22 protein-coding genes and 8 tRNA genes are annotated in these 20,076 nt (G+C 44.6%); 1 reads left to right on the top strand and 29 read right to left on the bottom strand.

From position 1 onward, the window contains the following. Positions 1 to 132: 132 nt before the first annotated feature. The 26 genes from ACSFXN_RS14710 to acpS all read right to left on the bottom strand — a co-directional run bounded on the left by ACSFXN_RS14710 (position 133) and on the right by acpS (position 15,381). A tRNA-Gly gene (locus ACSFXN_RS14710) sits at positions 133 to 206 on the bottom strand. Between the two features lie 25 nt (positions 207 to 231). Next, positions 232 to 308: transfer RNA gene (locus ACSFXN_RS14705), tRNA-Arg, on the bottom strand. A gap of 8 nt (positions 309 to 316) precedes the next feature. Further along, positions 317 to 402, bottom strand: a tRNA-Leu gene (locus ACSFXN_RS14700). A 118-nt stretch (positions 403 to 520) separates the two neighbouring features. After that, positions 521 to 595 (bottom strand) — tRNA-Gln (locus ACSFXN_RS14695). A gap of 6 nt (positions 596 to 601) precedes the next feature. Continuing rightward, a tRNA-Asp gene (locus ACSFXN_RS14690) sits at positions 602 to 677 on the bottom strand. 4 nt (positions 678 to 681) lie between these two features. Further along, a tRNA-Met gene (locus ACSFXN_RS14685) sits at positions 682 to 758 on the bottom strand. A 327-nt stretch (positions 759 to 1,085) separates the two neighbouring features. Then, a tRNA-Glu gene (locus ACSFXN_RS14680) sits at positions 1,086 to 1,160 on the bottom strand. 4 nt (positions 1,161 to 1,164) lie between these two features. Next, a tRNA-Asn gene (locus ACSFXN_RS14675) sits at positions 1,165 to 1,239 on the bottom strand. Between the two features lie 93 nt (positions 1,240 to 1,332). After that, complete coding sequence (locus ACSFXN_RS14670) at positions 1,333 to 1,785, bottom strand: SprT family protein (protein ID WP_437150820.1); 453 nt, start codon at positions 1,783 to 1,785, stop codon at positions 1,333 to 1,335. Positions 1,786 to 1,873: 88 nt separating this feature from the next. After that, complete coding sequence (locus ACSFXN_RS14665) at positions 1,874 to 4,039, bottom strand: Tex family protein (protein WP_437150819.1); 2,166 nt, start codon at positions 4,037 to 4,039, stop codon at positions 1,874 to 1,876. A 102-nt stretch (positions 4,040 to 4,141) separates the two neighbouring features. After that, complete coding sequence (locus ACSFXN_RS14660; protein WP_437150818.1) at positions 4,142 to 4,972, bottom strand: SDR family NAD(P)-dependent oxidoreductase; 831 nt, start codon at positions 4,970 to 4,972, stop codon at positions 4,142 to 4,144. A gap of 21 nt (positions 4,973 to 4,993) precedes the next feature. Next, on the bottom strand, positions 4,994 to 5,734 hold the full coding sequence (locus ACSFXN_RS14655; RefSeq protein ID WP_437150817.1) for an SDR family NAD(P)-dependent oxidoreductase: 741 nt from the start codon (positions 5,732 to 5,734) through the stop codon (positions 4,994 to 4,996). Positions 5,735 to 5,811: 77 nt separating this feature from the next. Continuing rightward, the gene (locus tag ACSFXN_RS14650; protein WP_437150816.1) at positions 5,812 to 7,062 is read right to left on the bottom strand and encodes an MFS transporter; all 1,251 of its coding nucleotides are present in this window, start codon (positions 7,060 to 7,062) and stop codon (positions 5,812 to 5,814) included. A 19-nt stretch (positions 7,063 to 7,081) separates the two neighbouring features. Continuing rightward, complete coding sequence (locus tag ACSFXN_RS14645; protein WP_437150815.1) at positions 7,082 to 7,846, bottom strand: SDR family NAD(P)-dependent oxidoreductase; 765 nt, start codon at positions 7,844 to 7,846, stop codon at positions 7,082 to 7,084. Between the two features lie 270 nt (positions 7,847 to 8,116). Further along, positions 8,117 to 8,716, bottom strand: a complete 600-nt coding sequence (locus ACSFXN_RS14640; RefSeq protein WP_301857060.1) for a PP2C family serine/threonine-protein phosphatase — start codon at positions 8,714 to 8,716, stop codon at positions 8,117 to 8,119. After that, positions 8,716 to 9,498, bottom strand: a complete 783-nt coding sequence (gene sigB, locus ACSFXN_RS14635) for an RNA polymerase sigma factor SigB (RefSeq protein WP_036807353.1) — start codon at positions 9,496 to 9,498, stop codon at positions 8,716 to 8,718. Before sigB ends, ACSFXN_RS14640 begins: the two co-directional genes overlap by 1 nt. Beyond that, positions 9,476 to 9,946 (bottom strand): anti-sigma B factor RsbW, encoded by a 471-nt coding sequence (gene rsbW, locus ACSFXN_RS14630; protein WP_300991334.1) that lies wholly within the window; start codon positions 9,944 to 9,946, stop codon positions 9,476 to 9,478. The genes sigB and rsbW overlap by 23 nt, the downstream gene beginning before the upstream one ends. A 1-nt stretch (position 9,947) precedes the next feature. Continuing rightward, positions 9,948 to 10,277 (bottom strand): anti-sigma factor antagonist, encoded by a 330-nt coding sequence (locus tag ACSFXN_RS14625; RefSeq protein ID WP_437150814.1) that lies wholly within the window; start codon positions 10,275 to 10,277, stop codon positions 9,948 to 9,950. Between the two features lie 93 nt (positions 10,278 to 10,370). Beyond that, positions 10,371 to 11,372: a PP2C family protein-serine/threonine phosphatase gene (locus ACSFXN_RS14620; RefSeq protein WP_437150813.1), complete on the bottom strand. Its 1,002-nt coding sequence runs from the start codon at positions 11,370 to 11,372 to the stop codon at positions 10,371 to 10,373. Positions 11,373 to 11,383: 11 nt separating this feature from the next. Next, positions 11,384 to 11,785 carry an anti-sigma regulatory factor gene (locus ACSFXN_RS14615; RefSeq protein ID WP_437150812.1) on the bottom strand — a complete coding sequence of 134 codons (402 nt, stop codon included), beginning with the start codon at positions 11,783 to 11,785 and terminating at the stop codon, positions 11,384 to 11,386. A gap of 2 nt (positions 11,786 to 11,787) precedes the next feature. Continuing rightward, complete coding sequence (locus ACSFXN_RS14610) at positions 11,788 to 12,150, bottom strand: STAS domain-containing protein (protein WP_036807366.1); 363 nt, start codon at positions 12,148 to 12,150, stop codon at positions 11,788 to 11,790. Further along, complete coding sequence (locus tag ACSFXN_RS14605; protein WP_437150811.1) at positions 12,150 to 12,977, bottom strand: RsbT co-antagonist protein RsbRA; 828 nt, start codon at positions 12,975 to 12,977, stop codon at positions 12,150 to 12,152. The genes ACSFXN_RS14610 and ACSFXN_RS14605 overlap by 1 nt, the downstream gene beginning before the upstream one ends. 192 nt (positions 12,978 to 13,169) lie before the next feature. After that, the gene (locus ACSFXN_RS14600; RefSeq protein ID WP_036807373.1) at positions 13,170 to 13,520 is read right to left on the bottom strand and encodes a type II toxin-antitoxin system PemK/MazF family toxin; all 351 of its coding nucleotides are present in this window, start codon (positions 13,518 to 13,520) and stop codon (positions 13,170 to 13,172) included. 4 nt (positions 13,521 to 13,524) lie between these two features. Continuing rightward, positions 13,525 to 13,809 (bottom strand): transcriptional regulator, encoded by a 285-nt coding sequence (locus ACSFXN_RS14595; protein ID WP_436837177.1) that lies wholly within the window; start codon positions 13,807 to 13,809, stop codon positions 13,525 to 13,527. 98 nt (positions 13,810 to 13,907) lie between these two features. Beyond that, the gene (gene alr / locus ACSFXN_RS14590) at positions 13,908 to 15,011 is read right to left on the bottom strand and encodes an alanine racemase (RefSeq protein ID WP_437150810.1); all 1,104 of its coding nucleotides are present in this window, start codon (positions 15,009 to 15,011) and stop codon (positions 13,908 to 13,910) included. Positions 15,012 to 15,030: 19 nt separating this feature from the next. After that, on the bottom strand, positions 15,031 to 15,381 hold the full coding sequence (gene acpS, locus ACSFXN_RS14585; RefSeq protein ID WP_437150809.1) for a holo-ACP synthase: 351 nt from the start codon (positions 15,379 to 15,381) through the stop codon (positions 15,031 to 15,033). Positions 15,382 to 15,449: 68 nt separating this feature from the next. Here acpS and ACSFXN_RS14580 point away from each other — a divergent pair, with 68 nt between their 5' ends. Next, positions 15,450 to 16,058: a rhomboid family intramembrane serine protease gene (locus ACSFXN_RS14580; RefSeq protein WP_300991326.1), complete on the top strand. Its 609-nt coding sequence runs from the start codon at positions 15,450 to 15,452 to the stop codon at positions 16,056 to 16,058. Between the two features lie 33 nt (positions 16,059 to 16,091). Here the strand turns inward: ACSFXN_RS14580 and ACSFXN_RS14575 are convergent, their stop codons facing one another. The 3 genes from ACSFXN_RS14575 to ACSFXN_RS14565 form a co-directional block, all read right to left on the bottom strand. Continuing rightward, positions 16,092 to 17,639, bottom strand: a complete 1,548-nt coding sequence (locus ACSFXN_RS14575) for a PH domain-containing protein (RefSeq protein ID WP_437150808.1) — start codon at positions 17,637 to 17,639, stop codon at positions 16,092 to 16,094. Next, complete coding sequence (locus ACSFXN_RS14570) at positions 17,632 to 18,111, bottom strand: PH domain-containing protein (protein ID WP_437150807.1); 480 nt, start codon at positions 18,109 to 18,111, stop codon at positions 17,632 to 17,634. Before ACSFXN_RS14570 ends, ACSFXN_RS14575 begins: the two co-directional genes overlap by 8 nt. Before the next feature lie 185 nt (positions 18,112 to 18,296). Then, entirely contained in the window at positions 18,297 to 19,814 is a 1,518-nt protein-coding gene (locus ACSFXN_RS14565) for a DEAD/DEAH box helicase (RefSeq protein WP_437150806.1), read from the bottom strand. Positions 19,815 to 20,076 lie beyond the last annotated feature (262 nt).

The raw sequence follows: 20,076 nt of genomic DNA, 5'->3' as shown, positions 1-20,076 counted from the left end.
GTAGTGTTTTGCTCGGATCGCTTTGCGACGATCCTCGCAGAAAATTCGTTGTCGCGCCAAGGCGCTTCAACAATTTTTGTTGACGTTTTGCTGTTCAGTTTTCAAGGTTCAGGTTTTAGGTTTTAAGAATTTTGGAGCGGGTGAAGGGAATCGAACCCTCATCATCAGCTTGGAAGGCTGAGGTTTTACCACTAAACTACACCCGCATATAAAAGTTAGAAAGAAAAAATATGGCGCGCCCGGCAGAAGTCGAATCCACAACCTTCTGATCCGTAGTCAGACGCTCTATCCAATTGAGCTACGGGCGCATTGCGTATGGTGCGGCCGAGAAGAGTCGAACTTCCACGGGATTTCTCCCACTAGGCCCTCAACCTAGCGCGTCTGCCATTCCGCCACGACCGCATAAATTATTTTAGGGACAAATTCTATTATAGAACTTCGACACTCTAATGTCAATATCTTTTTATGATTTTCCTTTTAAATAATTATTACGTTGTCTTCAATTAGATCGGAATAAAAATGGCTGGGGTACCTGGATTCGAACCAGGGCATGACGGGATCAAAACCCGTTGCCTTACCGCTTGGCTATACCCCAATAAAATGGCGGTCCCGACCGGGATCGAACCGGCGATCTCCTGCGTGACAGGCAGGCATGTTAACCGCTACACCACGGGACCATTTTGGTTGCGGGGGCAGGATTTGAACCTGCGACCTCCGGGTTATGAGCCCGACGAGCTACCGAACTGCTCTACCCCGCGACAATAATATAGATGACACTTTGATTCTTTGACGCTTCTCGGTTGATGGACATCTGCATCGGCTTGCGCCTGCTTCGATGTTACTTCGCCGTCTTCGTGCGGCTCGTCGCTCTACCCCGCGACAATAATATAGGTGATACTTTGTTTCTGTTACGCGCGTTTTGTAATGGACACCTGCATCGCCTTCGGCTGCTTCGGTGTTAATCGCTGTCTTCGTTCAGCGATTTGCTCTACTCGCGACAATATCATTTACTTTTAAGATATGTAAGAAACTCTTTAAGTATGTATTTTAAAATAACAATATTACTCTATTGCTATTAAAATGATTGGTGACCCCTACGGGATTCGAACCCGTGTTACCGCCGTGAAAGGGCGGTGTCTTAACCGCTTGACCAAGGGGCCTTAATGGCTCCGAAGGTAGGACTCGAACCTACGACCATCGCATTAACAGTGCGGTGCTCTACCACTGAGCTACTTCGGAATAGTGTTTCAAGAACTGTTTAAGTACTTGTCGACTTTTTCTATTATAGAGAGGTATTAAGGAAACGTCAACACCTTTTTGCATTTCTTTTTATTATTTCAGAGAAAGCTTTCCGGAACATCGTCCACAGCGATATCTTTCCACATTCATCCGGATCTTCCGCATGTAATTCGTATTGCATGCCACGCATTCGTAAACGTAGCGTTTAGCCGGCTTTCTTTCTAATCTTGGCTCTACTGAAGAACAGAAGCGTGGAGAACCGGTTTCTTTTAGCAGCATTCTGAAATCGGCATCCCGGTGTTTATAGCCTTTTCCTTCTATATGTAAATGGTAATGGCATAATTCATGTTTAATGATTCCCTCAAGTTCAGAGAAACCGAATTTCTCATATGACTTAGGATTGATTTCAATGTTGTGCGACCGCAACAGGTATCTCCCGCCTGTCGTTCGTAAACGCGCATTGAAAATCCCTTCATGGCGGAACGGTTTATGGAATACAGAATGGGAGATTTCTTTTATCAGTTCTGTCAGTTCGTTATTGGTCATCGTCACTCACCTATTTCTTTTCTCAATTAAAAACAGCCGCTTCTATTTTAACAAGAAGCGGCTGTCTGTGCATGGGCATTTTTTAACCCTATTCGATTTGTTCTTTTGGCGGCAGCATGGTTAACGCAATGCGCCCTTTGTCTTTTTCTACTTTTTCCACCCACGCGGTAACAATGTCTCCGACCGCTACAACTTCCAGTGGATGTTTCACAAAGCCTTTTTTCAATTTCGAGATATGGACGAGCCCGTCTTGCTTCACGCCAATGTCCACAAATGCCCCAAAATCTACGACATTGCGCACCGTTCCTTCCACTTCCATGCCCGGCAGCAAGTCTTCCATTTTCAAAATGTCGTTCTTCAATAACGGCTGCGGGAATTCATCACGTGGATCACGGTTCGGCTTTTTCAGCGCATCGACGATATCTTTCAACGTCACTTCACCGACATCCCATTGTCCACTCAATTCTGAAAGCGAAAGAGCCTCCAGCTTCTCCGCCACTCCGGGTTTGCCGACGTCTTTTTTATCCGCTCCGACCAAATTCAATAGCTTTTCCGCGACAGCATAGCTTTCCGGATGGATGCCAGTTGCATCCAGCGGATTTTTGCCTTCTGGAATCCGCAGGAACCCGATGGCTTGTTCATAGGTTTTCGCACCAAGCCGCGGAATTTTTTTCAGTTGTGCCCGGGAAGTAAACCGCCCGTTCTCATCACGAACTTTGATGACGTTTTCCGCCACTGTCTTGCTTAACCCTGCCACATACTGCAATAAAGAAGCCGATGCCGAGTTCACGTTCACTCCAACTTGGTTTACTGCCGTTTCGACAACGAATGTCAGCTGGTCCGCTAATTTCTTCTGCGACACGTCATGCTGATATTGCCCTACCCCTACAGCTTTCGGATCAATTTTCACTAATTCCGATAAAGGGTCTTGCAGGCGTCTCGCAATCGAAGCGGCACTCCGCTCTTCCACTTGCAGGTCCGGGAATTCAGCACGGGCAATGTCAGATGCGGAATATACACTCGCTCCCGCTTCATTGACGATGACATAGGAAATGTCCTGATCGCTTTCAGAAATGAAGTCGGCAACAAACTGCTCGGTTTCTCTGGAAGCCGTCCCGTTTCCAATGGCCATGATTTCAATCGGGTATTTCGCAGCGAGCTGCTTCATCACTTTTTTTGCTCCGGCTTGATCGTTTTTAGGAGCATGCGGATAAATAACAGCCACTTCCAGCAATTTGCCGGTTTCATTGATCACTGCCAGTTTGCAGCCGGTGCGGTATGCCGGGTCTACCCCCAGCACCATCTTGTTTTTCATCGGCGGCTGCAATAACAGGTTGCGCAAGTTCTCCGAGAAAATGTGAATGGCTTGCGTTTCCCCTTTTTCGCTCAGCTCTGTTCTGATTTCACGCTCGACTGATGGCTGGATCAATCGTTTATAGCTGTCTTCAATGGCAGCCGCTACAATCTCGCCCGTTTCTGAAGTTGCTTTGATCCATTTGTTTTTCATCAAAGTTAAAATGCGGTCGATTGGCGGATTGATCGATACTTTCAATACGTCTTCTTTCTCTCCGCGGTTAATCGCTAAAATCCGGTGAGGTACAATTTTCTGGATCGCTTCTTCGTACTCGTAATACATTTCAAAGACTTGTTTTTCGTCTTCGTGGCTTTTTTTGGCGGCGGTGGCGATGGTGCCGTTTTTACGGGTCATGTAGCGAACCTTTTCCCGGATATCCGGATCATCTGCAAATAATTCAGCGAGGATATCCTGCGCGCCTTGAATCGCTTCTTCCGCTGTCTGGATCCCGGCTTCTTCATTGATAAACGCTTCCGCTTTTGTCAGCGGGTTTTCTTTGTGGAATTCCATTAGCCAATCGGCAAGCGGCTGCAGTCCTTTTTCTTTAGCAATTGTTGCTTTGGTCCGGCGTTTTTGTTTATAAGGACGGTATAAGTCCTCTACGCGCTGCAAAACCGTAGCGCCCATAATTTCCTTTTCCAGTTCTTCAGTCATTTTTTCTTGTTCCGTAATGGAACGGACCACTTCTATTTTCCGCTGCTCTAAATTCTGGATATATGTATAGCGGTCGTCGATGGCTTTTATCTGTACTTCATCGAGCGACCCGGTGGCTTCTTTCCGGTAACGCGCAATAAACGGAACCGTATTGCCGTCCTCGATTAAAGCGATAACTTGCCCAACCTGATTCGGCCTTACACCCGTTTCTTTGGCGATCAACGCATGAATTTGCTGCATTTCCATAAGAACACTTCCCTTCGTTTCCTCTTTATTTTAACACAGAAAAAAGAAGCCAACTCATTTGAGCAGGCTCCCTCCCGTTTCATTCACTTTAAGCATTTCCAGTTATTTATTCACAATTGAATTCTCATTGGTCATCAAGAAGGTCGAGTTATGGGACAGAATATTGCCCATTCCGCCTCCCACATAAATTTTCTGGCCAGTGACGAAGTTCGAGAGACCTGAGGCTAAAAACAAGCAGACACCGGCGATATCTTCTGCTGTTCCCATCCGTTTCATCGGTACTTCTTTTGCCGATAAATCTTGGAAAAACCGGTCTCTGGCCTCTCCCGCCGGCAGAAGTTCTTCCCAAAATGGCGTCATAATAGGGCCAGGCGAAATGACATTTACATTTATTCCTGCCGGGGCTAGTTCAAATGCCAAGTTATGCGTTAAACTTTCCACCGCTCCTTTGGCAGCGTGATAGTGAAGAACGACTGTATAGGCATCGAAGGCACCCATTGAAGAGAAATTCACAATCCGTCCAAACGCTTGTTTTTTCATATAAGGCAATACTTCAAGAATCGGATAAAGCGTACCGTTCAAATTCAGCTGCATCGTTTTTTCCCAGTCATCCATATCCAAGTTTTCCGTATTGCCGTTGCCGCCGCCAATCGTACCGCCTGCACAATTGACGAGAATATCGATCTTGCCGAATTCCTCAATCGCCGCTTCAATCGTTTGCTTGATCGTGTTTTTGTCGGTCACGTCGACTTTATTGTAAGCGCGGGCTGTACCGCCGGAATGATTGATGGTTGCCGCTACTTTTTTTGCTGAATCAAAATCCAAATCTGCAATGACAATTTTTGCGCCTTCTTCCGCAAATAGTTTGGACGTCGCTTCTCCCATGCCTTTTGCTCCGCCTGTGATTAACGCTACTTGATTTTTTAAAAACATCCCTTTGTCCCCCTTAGTTAGTTAAATTCCGCGGATGCCTCCATCTGCCACCATTGAAGTGCCCGTCATATAGGAAGAATCTTCAGATGCTAAAAATAAAATCGATTTCGCTTGTTCTTCTGAAGTCGACATCCGGCCCATCGGAATGATTTTTTCCATATGCGGCGTATTCGGGTTATCTGCAATCATTTCTGTATAGACCACTCCAGGCAGCAGGCAGTTCACGCGAATTCCTTTATCCGCGTATTCTGCTGCCACCACTTTTGACATATGCGTAATCCCTGCTTTTACAAAGCTGTATAAAGCGTGAGTCGGCATGACGCTGATTGCTGCAAGCGAAGTCACATTGACGATATTTCCGGACGCTTGCTTCTCCATATGGGGCAGCACAAGCTGCATCATTCTGAAATAAGAAAACGCGTCCAGTGCGACAAACTGATCCCAGTCTTCCTGCGTCAGTTCAATAAAAGGCTTTTCGATGATCCGGCCTGCATTATTCACAAGGATATCTATTTTCCCGAAAGCTTCAATAGAAGAATTAACAAGCTTTTGGATGTCTTCCTCTTGCGTCATGTCCGCTTGGATAAAGATGGCTTCCCCTCCGTCTTTCCGGATTTCGGCTGCTACTTGTTCTCCTTTTTCTTTCCTTCGTCCGGCAATCACCACTTTTGCGCCTTCTTCCGCGAACAGCCTGGCTGTCGCTTCACCGATTCCGGATGTGCTCCCTGTAACAATTGCTATTTTATCTTTTAAACGCTTCAATGCACCCACCTCTTTCTGTACTGTAAAAAAAGAGGTTGCCATTGGGGAATCAGCAACCTCTTTTCAATTTGAGAAACTTACGCTTCTGGAGTTGCTTTTGCCAAAGCTTGTTCTTTAGCAACTGATTTCGTTCTTAAGGTTTCGATCAAACCGAAAGAAATCAGGAAAGCGATAAAGTAAGAAATCGGAACGACGAGCATAACTGCTGTCAGGCTATACGCATCTGCTAAGACTCCTGAGAATCCAATCGAGAAAGCACCGATCAATTCCCCTACTCCCATAATGAGCGCATTAGCAGAAGCCATGACCAGAGGAGAAACGCTTTCTACCGGAATGATGCTTTGGTAGATGGTATTCATTGCCAGGATAATTCCACCGAACAGCACCAAAATCACTAAGCTTGCAGCTGAATTCGGGAAAAGGAAAAGCACAAGCGGCGTGACCATCGCCATTGCCAAGTATCCTGTCATTGCCGGTTTTCTGCCGATTTTGTCGGAAGAATAAGGAATGAAAATTTGCCACATGATTGTCAGCAAACCGAATAATGAGAAGACAATTCCCATTTGCGTAATGGATAACATGCTGATTTGAGTCAAGTAAAGCGGCAGGAACGAGTTGAATGTCCACATGGCACCCATGCAGAATACACTGATGAGTGTACAGATCAGGATATTTCTGTTTTTCAAGCCGCTTAAAATGGTGCTGACTGTAACTGCGCTTGTTCCTGCAACAGCAGTTGGAGAAATCTCAACTTCTTTGACGACTTTCAGCATTAATAAGGCAGCGATAAAACTAGGCACGCTGACGAATAAGAAGGCATAGCGCCAGTCAAACAGTTCACCTAATTGCGTGACGACAACCGGTCCAATAGCTACACCAATCACCGCTGCTCCCGCATAGACGAGCCCCATATTTCTGCCAAGAGTAGTTGGACGTGAAACTGCCGCCAACATCGAAATCGAGATTGGAAGGATAATTCCTTCACTTGCCCCAAGCAAAGTCCGTACGATCAGCAAATAGTTGAAAGAACCTGCGAACATGGTAATCAGGGCAAGAATTGAAGTGACAAGTGTAGCCCAAAACAAGATTTGTTTCTTATGCCCCAACCGGTCTGAAAGTACGGCAAAAATTGGTGCAGAAATAGCGAAACCAATTGTTTGCCACATATTGATTTGACCAATTTTAGTATTATTGAGTGCAATATCTTCAATGATCATTGGCATTAACATCGATATGGCTTGTCTATCCAAATACAAAAAGCCCCAAGCTACGAAAAAGAGCATCACCAGTTTTGTTTCGTACTTAATCCCTTTTTTTAATAAACCCATCTCCATCAATCCTCCTCGATTATTCGATTAGTTTCGCGCCGGCCATCGTGCCGCCGTCAATAACGAGTTCCGATCCCGTGACAAATCCCGACTCATCAGACGCTAAATACAACACTCCATATGCCACATCTTCAATTTCCCCAATCCGTTTCATCGGCAATTGATCAAACAGGTTTTTGCGGGTATGTTCGTTTTCCAGCGCTTCTTTCACTAAATCCGTGGCAATCAACCCAGGAAATACGGTATTGACTCTAATTTTGTCTTCCGCATATTCAATGGCCGCCGTCCTGCCTAAAGAGCGAATCCCTCCTTTAGCTGCACTGTAGTGGGCAAAACTCCCTCCTCTTAATGCTGCAATAGAAGCAATATTGACAATAGAACCTCCTCCATTTTCTTTCATAGGGGAAATAACTTCTTGAATCCCTAAAAACGTTCCGGTAAGGTTGACGTTGAGCATGTTGTTCCACTCACCCAATGAAATATCGGCCATTTTTGTCTCAGCGTGAATGCCGGCATTGTTCACCAAAATATCAATTCGACCATACTTTTCAAGAGTTTTTGAAATGACACTCTTCCAATTTTCTTCACTGGCTATGTCGTGCTGCAGGGCAAACGCCTGGCCATTTTCTTGTTTGATCGCCGATGCGGTGAGCTGGGCTGCTTCGTAATCGATATCTGTCACGACCACTTTTGCTCCTTCTTTAGCGAATAATTCCGCTTCATACTGGCCTTGGCCATTTCCAGCTCCTGTTATAATGGCAATTTTCCCTTCTAATCGTCCCATTCCCGCCCTCCTTTGCAGCTTTTCCCCGTCTCCAACTCGCCCATTGCCCTCTCCATTTCCCTAAAGTTTTTTTGCAGTTGCAAGCGCCTGCGGACAATGAGCCATTTTGCATCGGCCATATCCGAGATTCGTTGATATATAGAAGTTTATGAGAAAGCGCTTTCAATATATAGAAGTAAAAACACTCTATTTTGTCAGAATTTTAAGTAAATTTTATCGGATTTATGAAAGGCTTTTATCGCTAAAAGAAGACAAAAAAAAGAAGCCAACTCATTTGAGCAGGCTTCCAGCTATAAACGTTGCGTCATCTCCGGTTTGAATCGAACGCAAAATATCATAATATAAACGTTCGGGAATTCCAGCTTGGCGCATCATTGCTTTCGGATTTCGCAGTTCCACTCCATCTGAATGGATCAGGAACAAATCATCTTCCACATAAGTGTAAAGCTGGGTTCGCAGTTTTTGCGGACGTCCAGATAAATAGCCCATTACAGGCAATGGATAAATCATTTCGTCTGTCCCTTTCCGGTATAAATAGAACCGGATGTTTCCAACGCAGCTGTATTCGAGTGTTTTTTTCTTAAAATCCACTTTAAAAATAGCTACAGCTGCTCCACGTTTTTGGACCATTAAATCATTGAACCGCTTCATCAGTTCATCAATTGTTTCATGGTGATATTCTTCCAGAATTTGAGGAATGACCTGTGAAGATTCTCGCGCCACAGGACCATTACCCAGACCATCGGCTATGGAGCAAATGAAATAATCATCTGTCAATACGGTATGGTAACTATCGCCAGATTCATAATTTCCTTTTTTTGCTTCATTGAAAATAAAAGCATCGACAAAACTATGCTGTATTTTTTCCACTACGACACTCCGCCAGCTGCCAAAATAGCTTCTTGAAGTTTCTTGATTGCTTTGCGCTGCAAGCGGGAGACGTGCATTTGAGAAATTCCGAGTTTGTCCCCGGTTTCTTTTTGGCTCAGCTGCTCTATGTAGGTATACTGAATGATCTGCTTTTCCCGTTCAGAAAGCACATTCATCGCATTCGCTACAAGCATGCGCTGATCCGCTTTTTCGTATCCATCGTCTTCTTGGCCTACAACGTCAAATAAAGTCACTGTACTGCCGTCAGAATCGGCTTCCAGTGAATGGTCCATGGATAAAGCTTGATAACTTTTGCCCATTTCCATTGCTTCTAGTACGTCGTCTTCATCAACATCCAGATACTCAGCGATTTCCCAGACTTGTGGCGAACGTTGCAGTTCACGCGTTAATACTTCAACGGTCGATTTAATTCGTGGTCCCAATTCTTTGATTCGACGAGGAACATGGATTGCCCATGTTTTATCCCGAAGAAAACGTTTAATTTCTCCAATAATGGTGGGTACCGCAAATGCTTCAAAACTTCTTCCAAACGAAGGATCATAACGCCGAATAGCTCCAAGAAGCCCTAGCATGCCCACTTGCGCAATATCTTCATGGTAAGATTTACCATTCGAATATTTACGTGCAATAGATTCGACAAGCCGTTTGTAATTCATCACTAGCATTGTTTGGGCTTCTTCATCTTCGTTTTTCTGATAAGCCTCGATCCACTCAAGCACCTGCTCTTTAGTTGGCTGATTAGGATGAGATCGTTTCGACATCCTCTTCCACCTGCTCTCCTCCAACATACTTTGTCATGAAGACTGTAACGCCTTCCTGATGATGGACTTTTACTTCATCCATTAAGGTTTCGATTAAGTACAGGCCAAGACCTCCTTCACGAAGAAAAGCGCCTTCTTCCTGGTCATGATAAGGACCTACCTTCGCTTTTGTTTCCTCAAAATCAAAGCTTTGCCCGTGATCGGCAACCATTATCTCAATTTTGTCTCCATATAGGGCACATCCAATGACAACTTCGCCTTCTTCACCTTCTGAATAAGCATGCTGGACCGCATTTGTTACTGCTTCACTTGAAGCGATTTTCAAATCTTCGATATCATCAAATGTAAAACCTATACGGCTCGCCAAACCAGAGATCGTCAAGCGCGCAACTCCTACGTATTGTGATTTAGCAGGTACCCTCATTTCAACATAATCGAAAGGACGCATATCAATTACCACCTTTTCCAACTGATTCGATGTCCATAATTTCGCCCAAACCAGTTATGTCGAATAATCGTTTTAAACGAGACGAGAGCCCTGTCAGCTTTACATGGCCGCCTTTGGCATTTACTGATTTATAGAATGCCACAAAAACTCCCAATCCTGTACTATCCATATAGTTAACGTCAGAAAGATCCAATTCTGCGTTGATACCTTCTTGATTCTGAAATGCTTCTAATTTTTCCCGAAGAACCGGTGCTGTATGCGCGTCTATTTCCCCGCGTATAAAGCCTTTTAACTTATTGTCCGTTTCTTCTAGTTCCACTTGAATATTCATCTATTTGACACCCCGTTTTTCTTTAATTCGGTTTAACTTAAAAAAGCCATCGTAAGTTTAAATACCACCATAAAGCGGTTCTTAAACCTAGGATTAGACTTTTTTATAAATCACTAGTGTAAAATCATCCCGCAACTCTGCATTTTGCATGCGTTCCAGCTCGTCATAAACGTATTGGACAATCGCTTGAGCGGGTTCGTCTTTTTTCTTTTCGATCATTTCGAAAATCACATCACGCTCGATAAATCCTTCATCAGTGCGGCCTTCGGTTACTCCATCGGTCATCATAATGACCATGTCATTGTCTTTAAGCTGAACCGTATGCTCTTCATAAGTGGCTGCCGGAGAAACACCAAGGAGAAGCCCTTTTGCATACAACTCAACAAATTCCTTTGTTTTTGCACGGTACAAAAGTGCCGGTTCATGACCCGCAGATCCATAAGTCAATGAGGCACTATGGGCATCATATCGGCCATAAAACATAGAAACAAACATGGAATCGTCGATGCTTTTCTCAACGACACGATTAATAACCCCTAGCACTTCCCTTGGACTGGCGGGAGAATTGTTCAAGCTGTCCATTCCGAATTTCACCATGGACATACAAAGCGCCGCTGGAAGCCCTTTGCCGATTACATCGGCAACCGCTATTCCGGCATGGCCATCTTCATCACTGATAAAGTATATGTAGTCTCCATTCATTTTACGCGCAGGAATAGAAAGCAGCCCGATATCCAGCCCTTTCAAGGCAGGCAACTTTGTTTTCAGCAATGTTTCCTGGACATTCGCAGCCAGATCCATTTCCACCCGTATTTCTTCCTGGCGCTGCAAAAGACTTTGCCGTTCTTGAAGCGCTAAGCCATAATTGATCATCATTTCAATCAGAAAATCAAAGGAATGCCAGACAACATCCGGCAGGTCCTTATAAATTTCCTGCATCGCCGCTTTATGGACGCTGATTACTTCTTCTGGAGAAATATTTTCAGAAATAAGCTGGCGGCTGAAATTTTGGCCAACATACAGATTTTGTTCCGATTGTCGCTGCATGTACTGATTAAGTATTTCTTTGTATTGATTTTCGATTTTGTGGACCATATTCGCTCCCCCTATCGAAGCCATTTTGTAGCTCTTATATCCGTCCCTTCACCCGGGATCGTTTCAATTTTAAATTCGTCCATTAAGCGTTTGACTCCTGGTAGGCCTGCTCCTAATCCGCCTGAAGTCGAGAAACCATCTTCCATAACTTTTCGTACGTCTGGAATTCCTGGCCCCTGGTCTGCCGCAATAATCAATATCCCTTTCACTCCGTTTTCCATAAGCTGCTGGATTTCAATTCTTCCTTGTCCTGCATAGAGGTATATATTACGAGCAAGCTCGCTGATAGCAGTAGTTATACGAGCCTGATCTACTGTGCCAAAACCCAGCTCTTTCGCAACATTGCGCCCGAGCTGCCTTGCGGCAACAATATCCCATTCCGTCAATATTTCCACCGAAGACTGGTTGCTCATTTTTAAGCCTCCAATTCCAGTTGAAGTTTATCCAGACCATTTTCTAAATCCAGTGCTGTCATAACATCTTCAAGCCGAATTCCTAATTCGATTAAAGTGATAGCCACTGCTGGTTGGATACCCGTAATAACCACCCGCGCTCCCATTAGACTTGACATACTAATGACGTCTCCCAGGACTTTTGCGATAAATGAATCGATGAAATCGATTGACGTTAAATCAATAACCACTCCACGCGCACTTGTTTCGTGCAATTTGGTCAACAGATCCTCTTGAAATTGAATTGCAGTCTGATCATCAAGTTCCCATTGAATAGAGACGATTAATGTATCCCTCAGTTTTAAAATTGGAATTCGAAAATTCATTATTCTTCAACCTCCACGATTTGGCGATTTGTCCAAGCCAATGCTTGTTCTACTCCACGCTGCAATGTACTAGTAGTTGTAAACTCATTTAAGTTGATGCCGAGTGTCACGATTGTCTGTGCAATTTCCGGCCGAATTCCAACCAGCATACATTTCGCTCCTACTAAACGCACCGCATCTGCCGCCTGAATAATATGATGCGCAACCATTGTATCGACAACCGGAACGCCGGTAATATCCAGCAGCACGACTTCGGCGCGATGTTTTACAACACCTTCAAGCAAGTTTTCCATTATTAGTTTTGCCCGCTCCGTATCAATCGTTCCGACAAGCGGCATAACGGATACTTTATCAAATACAGGAATAAGCGACGCAGAAAGTTCCTGCAGCGCAATTTTCTGCAGGCTAACAGTACGTTCCCATGTTTTTGAATATGTATCAATGGTGCTGTCCCGAATCGGTATAATCCAGTTATTGAACTCTCTATAGAAATCCCGGAAGTTCTCTTTCGTGATTATTCCCTTTTCTTCCATTCCTTCGAATACAACTTCCGAAAAATGATTGATCGCTTTCGTTACAAAGGTAACGGACCAGCCGAGGCGCACCACTTTTTCCGCAAAATCGTTTAAGCGGTTTTCGTATGCCTGATGGCTCTCCAATAAATTCGATAACATTAAATCTGCAAATTCCTTGCTTGTTTGGTTCATCAAATCTGTGGGCATTACTTGAAAAGAACGTTCGTCTTTTTCGTTCTTCATCAGTTCTTGCCATCTCGATATAATTTCCGTGGAATTTTCCTGAATATAGCCGGCCATTTTTTTATTCATTGTTTTTTAGAACCCTCCCTGTACCACCATAAAACTCACATTACGTATTGGTTTTTATATACTCTATCTTTTATTGTATCGGAAAACCATTTTTTTCACATCTATTTTATCGGCTGACGCCTTAGTTTCTCTTTTCAGCATTAAAAAAACACTTGAAGTAAAGCACTTCAAGTGTTTTAGGAGTATGTATGCTTAAAACTTTACGAGGCCAACACTGATTTCCAGAGCTTCATCTACTTTTTCCATCAACTCGTCATCAAGCTGGGTAATTTTGTCAGTCAAACGCGATTTATCAATAGTCCGCAATTGTTCAAGCAAGATGACCGAATCACGTTCAAAACCATATTTTTTAGCATTGATTTCAACGTGAGTCGGTAATTTCGCTTTTTGGATCTGTGCAGTAATCGCTGCTATGATAACAGTTGGACTGAACCGATTCCCTATATCATTTTGAATCACCAATACAGGACGGGTCCCTCCTTGCTCAGACCCGACAACCGGTGAAAGTTCTGCAAAAAAAACGTCACCACGTTTTACAATCAAATTGTCACCCTCCGCTTACAAGTCGCACGGTCGTGTGCTCCGCTTCGTACTCGGCATGAGAACATTCACAAGCGATTGATAAATTGATTTGTGACATCTCCACGTAGCCCTTGATCATTGCTTCTCGAATATGATGTGAATCGTATACACTTTTTATTACCCGTTGCGTGGAAACATAAACATAGTCACCGCGCTCTTGAATTTGTTCATCTGAATGAGTAGTCAACTCTGATAACAGTTGTTTAGGCAGTTTTACTACCACTTTTTTTGTCTTTGACTTCTCGTACACAGCCGACACCTCCGATAATACCCTACTTCTCTTTTCTCACCCCTTCATCTTAACATTGAAGCGATGCGGTGAAAAGGGCCTTTTGGGAATCAGAGCGTTTAATAGTACAAACGCGGGATTCTTTTGGTTAAAATGCAAGGCACTTCATATGGGATAGTGCCCAGTTTCTCTGCCCACTCATCAATGCGGATCTGCTCATTTCCCTGCCGTCCGATCAGCTGCACTTTTTCTCCGACTGGCAGCTGTTCCTTCAGGCGGACCATGCACTGATCCATGCATATGCGTCCGACAACCGGCATCCGTTCCCCGCGGATCAACACATCCTGGCCTTGCAACCCGCGCAACATGCCATCAGCATAGCCGATGGGAAGCGTCGCAATCCATTCGTCTTTTTCACAGCGGTAAGTTGCACCGTAGCTTAAAGTTTCTCCTGCCTTCACTTTTTTCACGTGAACAATTTCCGTTTCCAAGCTTAGCGCCGGAAACAGCTGAAAAGGCATTTCTTGTTCGACATATGGAGAAGGGGCAATGCCGTATAGGGAAATGCCCACCCGCACAGCATCATACGCCAAGTCCGGATGCATAATCGCCGCTGCGCTATTCGAAACATGGACCATTACATGAGGGTCGTCCACTTGTTCAACAACGGCTTTCATTTCACGTACTTGCTGCTGGAATAATGCGCCCACTTCCTCATCAGCCGTAGCAAAATGCGTAAAGATGCCGGCAAATTCAAACGGCTGCCGCTTAATGAAATCAATGGCTTCTTTCGCTTCTTCTGTAGCTACTCCTACCCGTCTCATCCCTGTGTCGACTTTCAAATGGATTTTTAACGGCGGAAGACCCGGCTCTATAGAAGCGGCTGCCATTGCCAGCCATTCCAGTGAAATGGCTGCAACCTCAATTTCTTCTTTTTGTGCGACTGGAAGAAAGGCTGCTGGAGTAGCGCCCATTACCAAAATTTTTGTTTTAAAGCCGTGGTCCCGGAGGTATAGTGCTTCATCAGGAGTGGCGACCGCCAAAAAATTGACACCTGTCTCTACCGCTCGCTGTGCTATTTCTTTTGCCCCGTGTCCATAGGCATCCGCTTTTATTACTGCTATTACTTCAGCGCCGTTGCTGCGTTCGCGAAAAGAAACCAGGTTTTTTTCGATAGCACTTAAATCAATAACTGCTTTTGTTGGCCGATAATGTTCTGTCATTTAATATCCCCACTTACTTTTAAGATTGCAAAAGAACTTGTGCTGCCGCGTATTCTTTTGTATGTGTAATAGAAACGAGTCCAATTTCCTGCTGCCGAAAATAAATACTCGGCTTGCCTTTTTCATCTTTTCGTATTTCAATGTCTTCAAACGAACAAAACTCACCGATGCCCGTGCCATTGGCTTTGGAAAAAGCCTCTTTTGCCGCAAAACGGCCAGCCAGAAATTCCACTCGCCGTTTCTCCGACAGCACTGCATATTCAGCAAGTTCCCGTTCGGTTAAAATACGCTCGCGGAATTTGGAGGACCGGCTGTCAAGCTTCTGGATGCGATGAAGTTCAACTATATCCAAACCGATTCCAATAATCATAATTGTTTCTCCTTTCAATCGCAAACACTAAACAGGTATAATAACATGTATGAAATAGAGGTGACAAAATGTTTATTCGTACAGAAAGCTTCTCCCAATATTTACGGTTGTATCCTGTCGTGTCGACTTTGATCGCACTCAATCTACTGGTGCATATCCTCACCTGGATTCCGGTACTCGGAGGACAGATTTTCAGTTTTGGTGTCGGCTCTAATTTTTTGATTAACGCAGGAGAATGGTGGAGGTTTTTCACGCCGATGTTTTTGCATGGCGGAATTATGCACTTGCTCTTTAATATGTTTTCTTTATTTTTATTCGGGCCGGAACTTGAAAGGCTTACCGGGAAAGTCCGGTTCATCACCATTTATGTATTGTCAGGATTTTTTGGTACACTTGTCACATATTTTCTGCAGCCGCTGGATTACTTGCATGTCGGCGCGAGCGGAGCAATCTTCGGCATCTTCGGAGCTTTCGCGGCTTTATTGTATTATGGACGCCGGGCACTCCCTCAGCTTAGACAAATCATACTCCCGATTATCGTTATCAGTATAATCATGACTTTCCTGACGCCAAACGTCAATGCAACCGCGCATATTGCTGGAATGATTACTGGTTTCCTGATTGGGCTCAGCTATTTCCATCCGAAACGGATTGTCAGCTGGAAGAAAAGGAAATAACAACAGCGCTGGATTCCAGACACAAAGAAAGGGTCAGCCGGAAAACAATTCCGGCTGCCTTTTTTCATGATCGGCGGCTTTTTGGTCAGATGGTTCATACCAAGCCAAAATTCGGCTGGCATCTTCTTTTTCCATATGGTCGATTCGAGCAACTGCACCCATCATCCCCGATTTGATGGTTGATTGAATAGAGGCAAGGCTTCTGCGCCGCTGAAAAAAACTTTGCGTGATATCGACTGCCTGTATCCGTCTTTTCATCATATAAGAAGTGTGCTTGCTGATTCCCCGGAATTGCATGGTCAATTGTTTCCCAGACAAGGCATAGCCGGCTGTCCGGTGCTGCCAAACTCCCAGCAATATGATGACCGGCACAATTAGCAGGGCGAAAAGACCATAAGGGTAGAAAAAGTATCCTATAGCGGCAATGAGAGGCACGAGCCAAATAAGATCGAGCCGATAATAAAAATGGACGCTGCGTTTTGGAGCTTTTGTCAATTCCGCTTCCCATTCCATTTCTGGAAACAATTCTTGCAGGACCGGCAGTATAGCCGATTTTTTAGCGAGCGGGAACAACCGGATTTTTTCATCTTTGTCCCCAATGGAACCTCCTGCGCTTTCTACCGTCACAGTCGCATAACCGAATAATTCCCGCAAAGGATTTTGTGAGATTTTTATTCCCTGCACCCGTTTAAAAGGTACGGAAACTTTCTTTTTCTCAAGCAATCCCCTAGTCAGGTAAATATGTTCTTCATCCGTTTGAATCGTGAAATGATAGTTCGCGAAAATTGTTAATATGACCGAGATAACCCAGGCAATCAAAAGCCCAATAAAAATCACTAATGCCACTATTAAATAGCCGAATCGCAGGAACAGCATGACTTCTTCATAAATCGCATCATAAGGAATCAACTCGGAAAACTGGGAAAAGAAGACAGCTGTCGCTGACAGTACTACTCCAATTCCGCCCGACGTAGTGGCCAGAACCAGCAGTTCTTTCATCGTCATCCGGTAAAGTGTCTTGGTTTCTTTCTTCTCTTCTAATTGCGGTTCTTCCACAACCGCTATATCTGGGTTTTCCTCGGCTTCTCTCCAAATACCGCGTTTCGCTTCTTCCATTTTCCGCTCGATCCGGTCCGCATCTTCCCGGGAAATAGCCGTCAATTCCGCTTCTGCCTGTCCGGCTTTCCCGGAACCGGCAGTTTCCACTTTTACTTTCACTAAGCCAAGCGGCCGGTGGAATATCCCTTCGGTATAATTCAGGCTCTGGATCCGGTCAAATGGGATATAGCGCTTTTTCTTGATGAATAATCCGTATTCAATGCGCAGCTCCCCGTCTTCAAACCAATACACAAAACGTTTCCATTTGATGATTCCAGCAACCAGCACAAATACCAGCACCACCGACCCAATCAGCACCGGAAGCAATCCTTGCCAGCCTTGGTTGAACATTGAGCTGATTCCACCGTCCCGGAAAAGATTAACCCCAAAAACAACAAGAAAAGGAACAATCAGCTCTTTTAGCCCTTTGATGAAGTTAATAAGCGCAGAAACAGGATGCAGTTTGTAGTAAGTTTCAGACATCGTCTTCCGCCACCCTTGCCAGCACAGAAATTCTCGCTCTCAACTCATCTGCCTCCGCCGTGACAAGTGCGGGAATTATATGCGTTGTAGCAGCTGTGGAGATTGAGATTTCGGCTAAATCGTATTTTCTCAAAATCGGTCCTTGCTCTGTATCAACATGCTGCACTCTTACCATTGGAACCAAAGTTCGCCTTACGATGAATAAGCCATGCTGCAATTCAATTTCCTGCTCCCGCACTTCATAGCGCCAGCGCTCCCAGCGAATTTTCGGAAATAAATAAATCAGCAAAACTCCGAATGCAATAATGATTCCAGCATAAAGGGCGTACAGCCACTGGGGCCAATCAAAAAAGTAAGTGAACACACCCACTCCGATAATAAAAACAGCAATTATTGCGGTTTGGATTGTACCGTACAATCGCCAAACCGTTAGCCCTTTTCTGGAAATCTGGTTTTTCGGTTGATGTTCCATTCGCTTCTCTCCATTCGCGTTTCCTGCTTTCTTATACAATTCAAGCTGTAATGCGTTTGACTTAATTGTACCTGATAACAGCCAAGCAAAAAAGGCGGATACGAAAACAGTTTCCTGTTTCGTATCCGCCTTCTATTATGAAGCATGTTATGCCCGTCGAATCTACACGGGCACTTCCGCTTTTCTTACGATTCGTGGCGGCGAGTGCGTCCTGGACGTCCGCCAGTGCTGCTTGCTGCGCCTTCACGTCGGCGGCCAGCGCCAGCGCTTGAACCTGAACGGCTTGAAGATGGACGGCCTGAACCTGTAGAACGGCTGCCTTTATAACCGCCGCCTCCACTGCTGCGTCCGCCTTTGCCTTTATAACCGCCGCCTCCGCGAGATGGCAACGGGCGTTCTTCTGAAATAGAAACCGGTACATCTTCCGGCTCTTTTGTCATTGTTTTAAGAGCTGCTGCAATCAAATCGACAGCGTCAAACTTCTCAAGCATTTCTTTCGCAAATACGCGGTAGTCGCCCAAGTTGTTTTTCTCAGTCATTTCTTGCAATTGTTCCATTGCAACGCGTTTTTGGCCAAGTACAGCCTCATCAGCAGTTGGAGGAATCAAAGCTTCCATTTTTTTCTTAGTTGTTCTTTCAACGATGGCCAAGTAGCTCATTTCACGTGGTGTTACAAACGTGACTGCAACTCCTTTTTTACCTGCACGGCCAGTACGGCCGATACGGTGGACATAGCTTTCAGGATCTTGTGGAATATCAAAGTTGTATACGTGTGATACGCCTGAGATATCAAGTCCGCGAGCTGCTACATCAGTGGCAACCAAAATGTCGATTTTACCTGCTTTGAATTGCTTCAACACAGACATACGTTTCGCTTGGCTCAAGTCGCCGTGAATTCCTTCAGCTACGTAGCCGCGGATATTCAAAGCATGTGCCAATTCGTCAACCCGGCGTTTTGTACGGCCGAAGATGATTGCAAGTTCTGGTTGTTGTACGTTCAAAAGGCGTGAAAGGATATCGAATTTTTCACGCTCTACCGATTTAACGTAGAACTGCTCAATATTCTCAACAGTCATTTCTTTTGATTTGATTTTAACGATTTCTGGAGTCTTCATGAATTTCTCTGCGATGCGGCGGATAGCATCCGGCATAGTCGCTGAGAACAACAATGTCTGGCGAGTGTCAGGAACACTTGACATGATTGTTTGGATGTCTTCGATGAAGCCCATGTTCAACATTTCGTCTGCTTCGTCCAGGATCAATGTGTTTACATTATCCAATTTAAGCGTACGGCGGTTGATATGGTCCAAAAGGCGTCCTGGTGTACCAACGATGATTTGTGGGCGGTTTTTAAGTGCACGGATTTGGCGGCTAATTTCTTGGCCACCGTATACTGAAAGAATGCGCACGTTTTTATCTTGGCCCAGTCTGTACAACTCTTCTGAAACCTGTATTGCTAATTCGCGAGTTGGCGCAATAACCAATCCTTGTACGTTGCCATCTTTAGTGTCGATTTTTTCAATCAACGGAATACCGAATGCAGTTGTTTTACCAGTTCCCGTTTGGGCTTGTCCGATAATGTCCTTGCCTTCCATACCTAGACGGATCGTACCTTCTTGAATCGGTGTTGCTTCTTCAAATCCCATACGTTTTACGGACTTTAAAGTTGTTTCGCTAATATTTAACTCTGAAAATTTTACCAAATGTTTTCAATCTCCTTTTGTCTTCATCTTATTTACAAATGGTGTACATTTTAGATGAAATCGTGACAAAGTCGAGCCTTTATGAGGAAGTTTCACGTCGAAAATCATACTCTGTAGTTTTAAGTCAGAGGGGATGTGTGAACAGAAAAAGCTCGGGCGTTGCCGAGCGGTCTGATCGGCGGGTTTTGATGCCCAATAAGTAGAACAAACCGTTTTGCTCAAAAAAATACTCTTCACAGAGAAGAGCGTTCCAAAAATGTAT

Origin of the sequence: Planococcus sp. 1R117A, assembly GCF_051417975.1 — a bacterium.
Classification (GTDB): domain Bacteria; phylum Bacillota; class Bacilli; order Bacillales_A; family Planococcaceae; genus Planococcus; species Planococcus shenhongbingii.
Note: the sequence above shows the minus strand (reverse complement) of the source record. Positions and strands in the feature narration are given on the sequence as shown.

Coding starts and splice junctions, on each gene's coding strand:
- alr (WP_437150810.1), bottom strand. CDS start 15,011: ATGACAGAACATTATCGGCCAACAAAAGCAGTTATTGATTTAAGTGCT.
- sigB (WP_036807353.1), bottom strand. CDS start 9,498: ATGTCGAAACGATCTCATCCTAATCAGCCAACTAAAGAGCAGGTGCTT.
- rsbW (WP_300991334.1), bottom strand. CDS start 9,946: ATGCGTCCTTTCGATTATGTTGAAATGAGGGTACCTGCTAAATCACAA.
- acpS (WP_437150809.1), bottom strand. CDS start 15,381: ATGATTATTGGAATCGGTTTGGATATAGTTGAACTTCATCGCATCCAG.
- ACSFXN_RS14570 (WP_437150807.1), bottom strand. CDS start 18,111: ATGGAACATCAACCGAAAAACCAGATTTCCAGAAAAGGGCTAACGGTT.
- ACSFXN_RS14580 (WP_300991326.1), top strand. CDS start 15,450: ATGTTTATTCGTACAGAAAGCTTCTCCCAATATTTACGGTTGTATCCT.
- ACSFXN_RS14575 (WP_437150808.1), bottom strand. CDS start 17,639: ATGTCTGAAACTTACTACAAACTGCATCCTGTTTCTGCGCTTATTAAC.
- ACSFXN_RS14665 (WP_437150819.1), bottom strand. CDS start 4,039: ATGGAAATGCAGCAAATTCATGCGTTGATCGCCAAAGAAACGGGTGTA.
- ACSFXN_RS14670 (WP_437150820.1), bottom strand. CDS start 1,785: ATGACCAATAACGAACTGACAGAACTGATAAAAGAAATCTCCCATTCT.
- ACSFXN_RS14610 (WP_036807366.1), bottom strand. CDS start 12,150: ATGAATTTTCGAATTCCAATTTTAAAACTGAGGGATACATTAATCGTC.
- ACSFXN_RS14605 (WP_437150811.1), bottom strand. CDS start 12,977: ATGAATAAAAAAATGGCCGGCTATATTCAGGAAAATTCCACGGAAATT.
- ACSFXN_RS14620 (WP_437150813.1), bottom strand. CDS start 11,372: ATGGTCCACAAAATCGAAAATCAATACAAAGAAATACTTAATCAGTAC.
- ACSFXN_RS14615 (WP_437150812.1), bottom strand. CDS start 11,785: ATGAGCAACCAGTCTTCGGTGGAAATATTGACGGAATGGGATATTGTT.
- ACSFXN_RS14625 (WP_437150814.1), bottom strand. CDS start 10,277: ATGAATATTCAAGTGGAACTAGAAGAAACGGACAATAAGTTAAAAGGC.
- ACSFXN_RS14650 (WP_437150816.1), bottom strand. CDS start 7,062: ATGGGTTTATTAAAAAAAGGGATTAAGTACGAAACAAAACTGGTGATG.
- ACSFXN_RS14645 (WP_437150815.1), bottom strand. CDS start 7,846: ATGGGACGATTAGAAGGGAAAATTGCCATTATAACAGGAGCTGGAAAT.
- ACSFXN_RS14660 (WP_437150818.1), bottom strand. CDS start 4,972: ATGTTTTTAAAAAATCAAGTAGCGTTAATCACAGGCGGAGCAAAAGGC.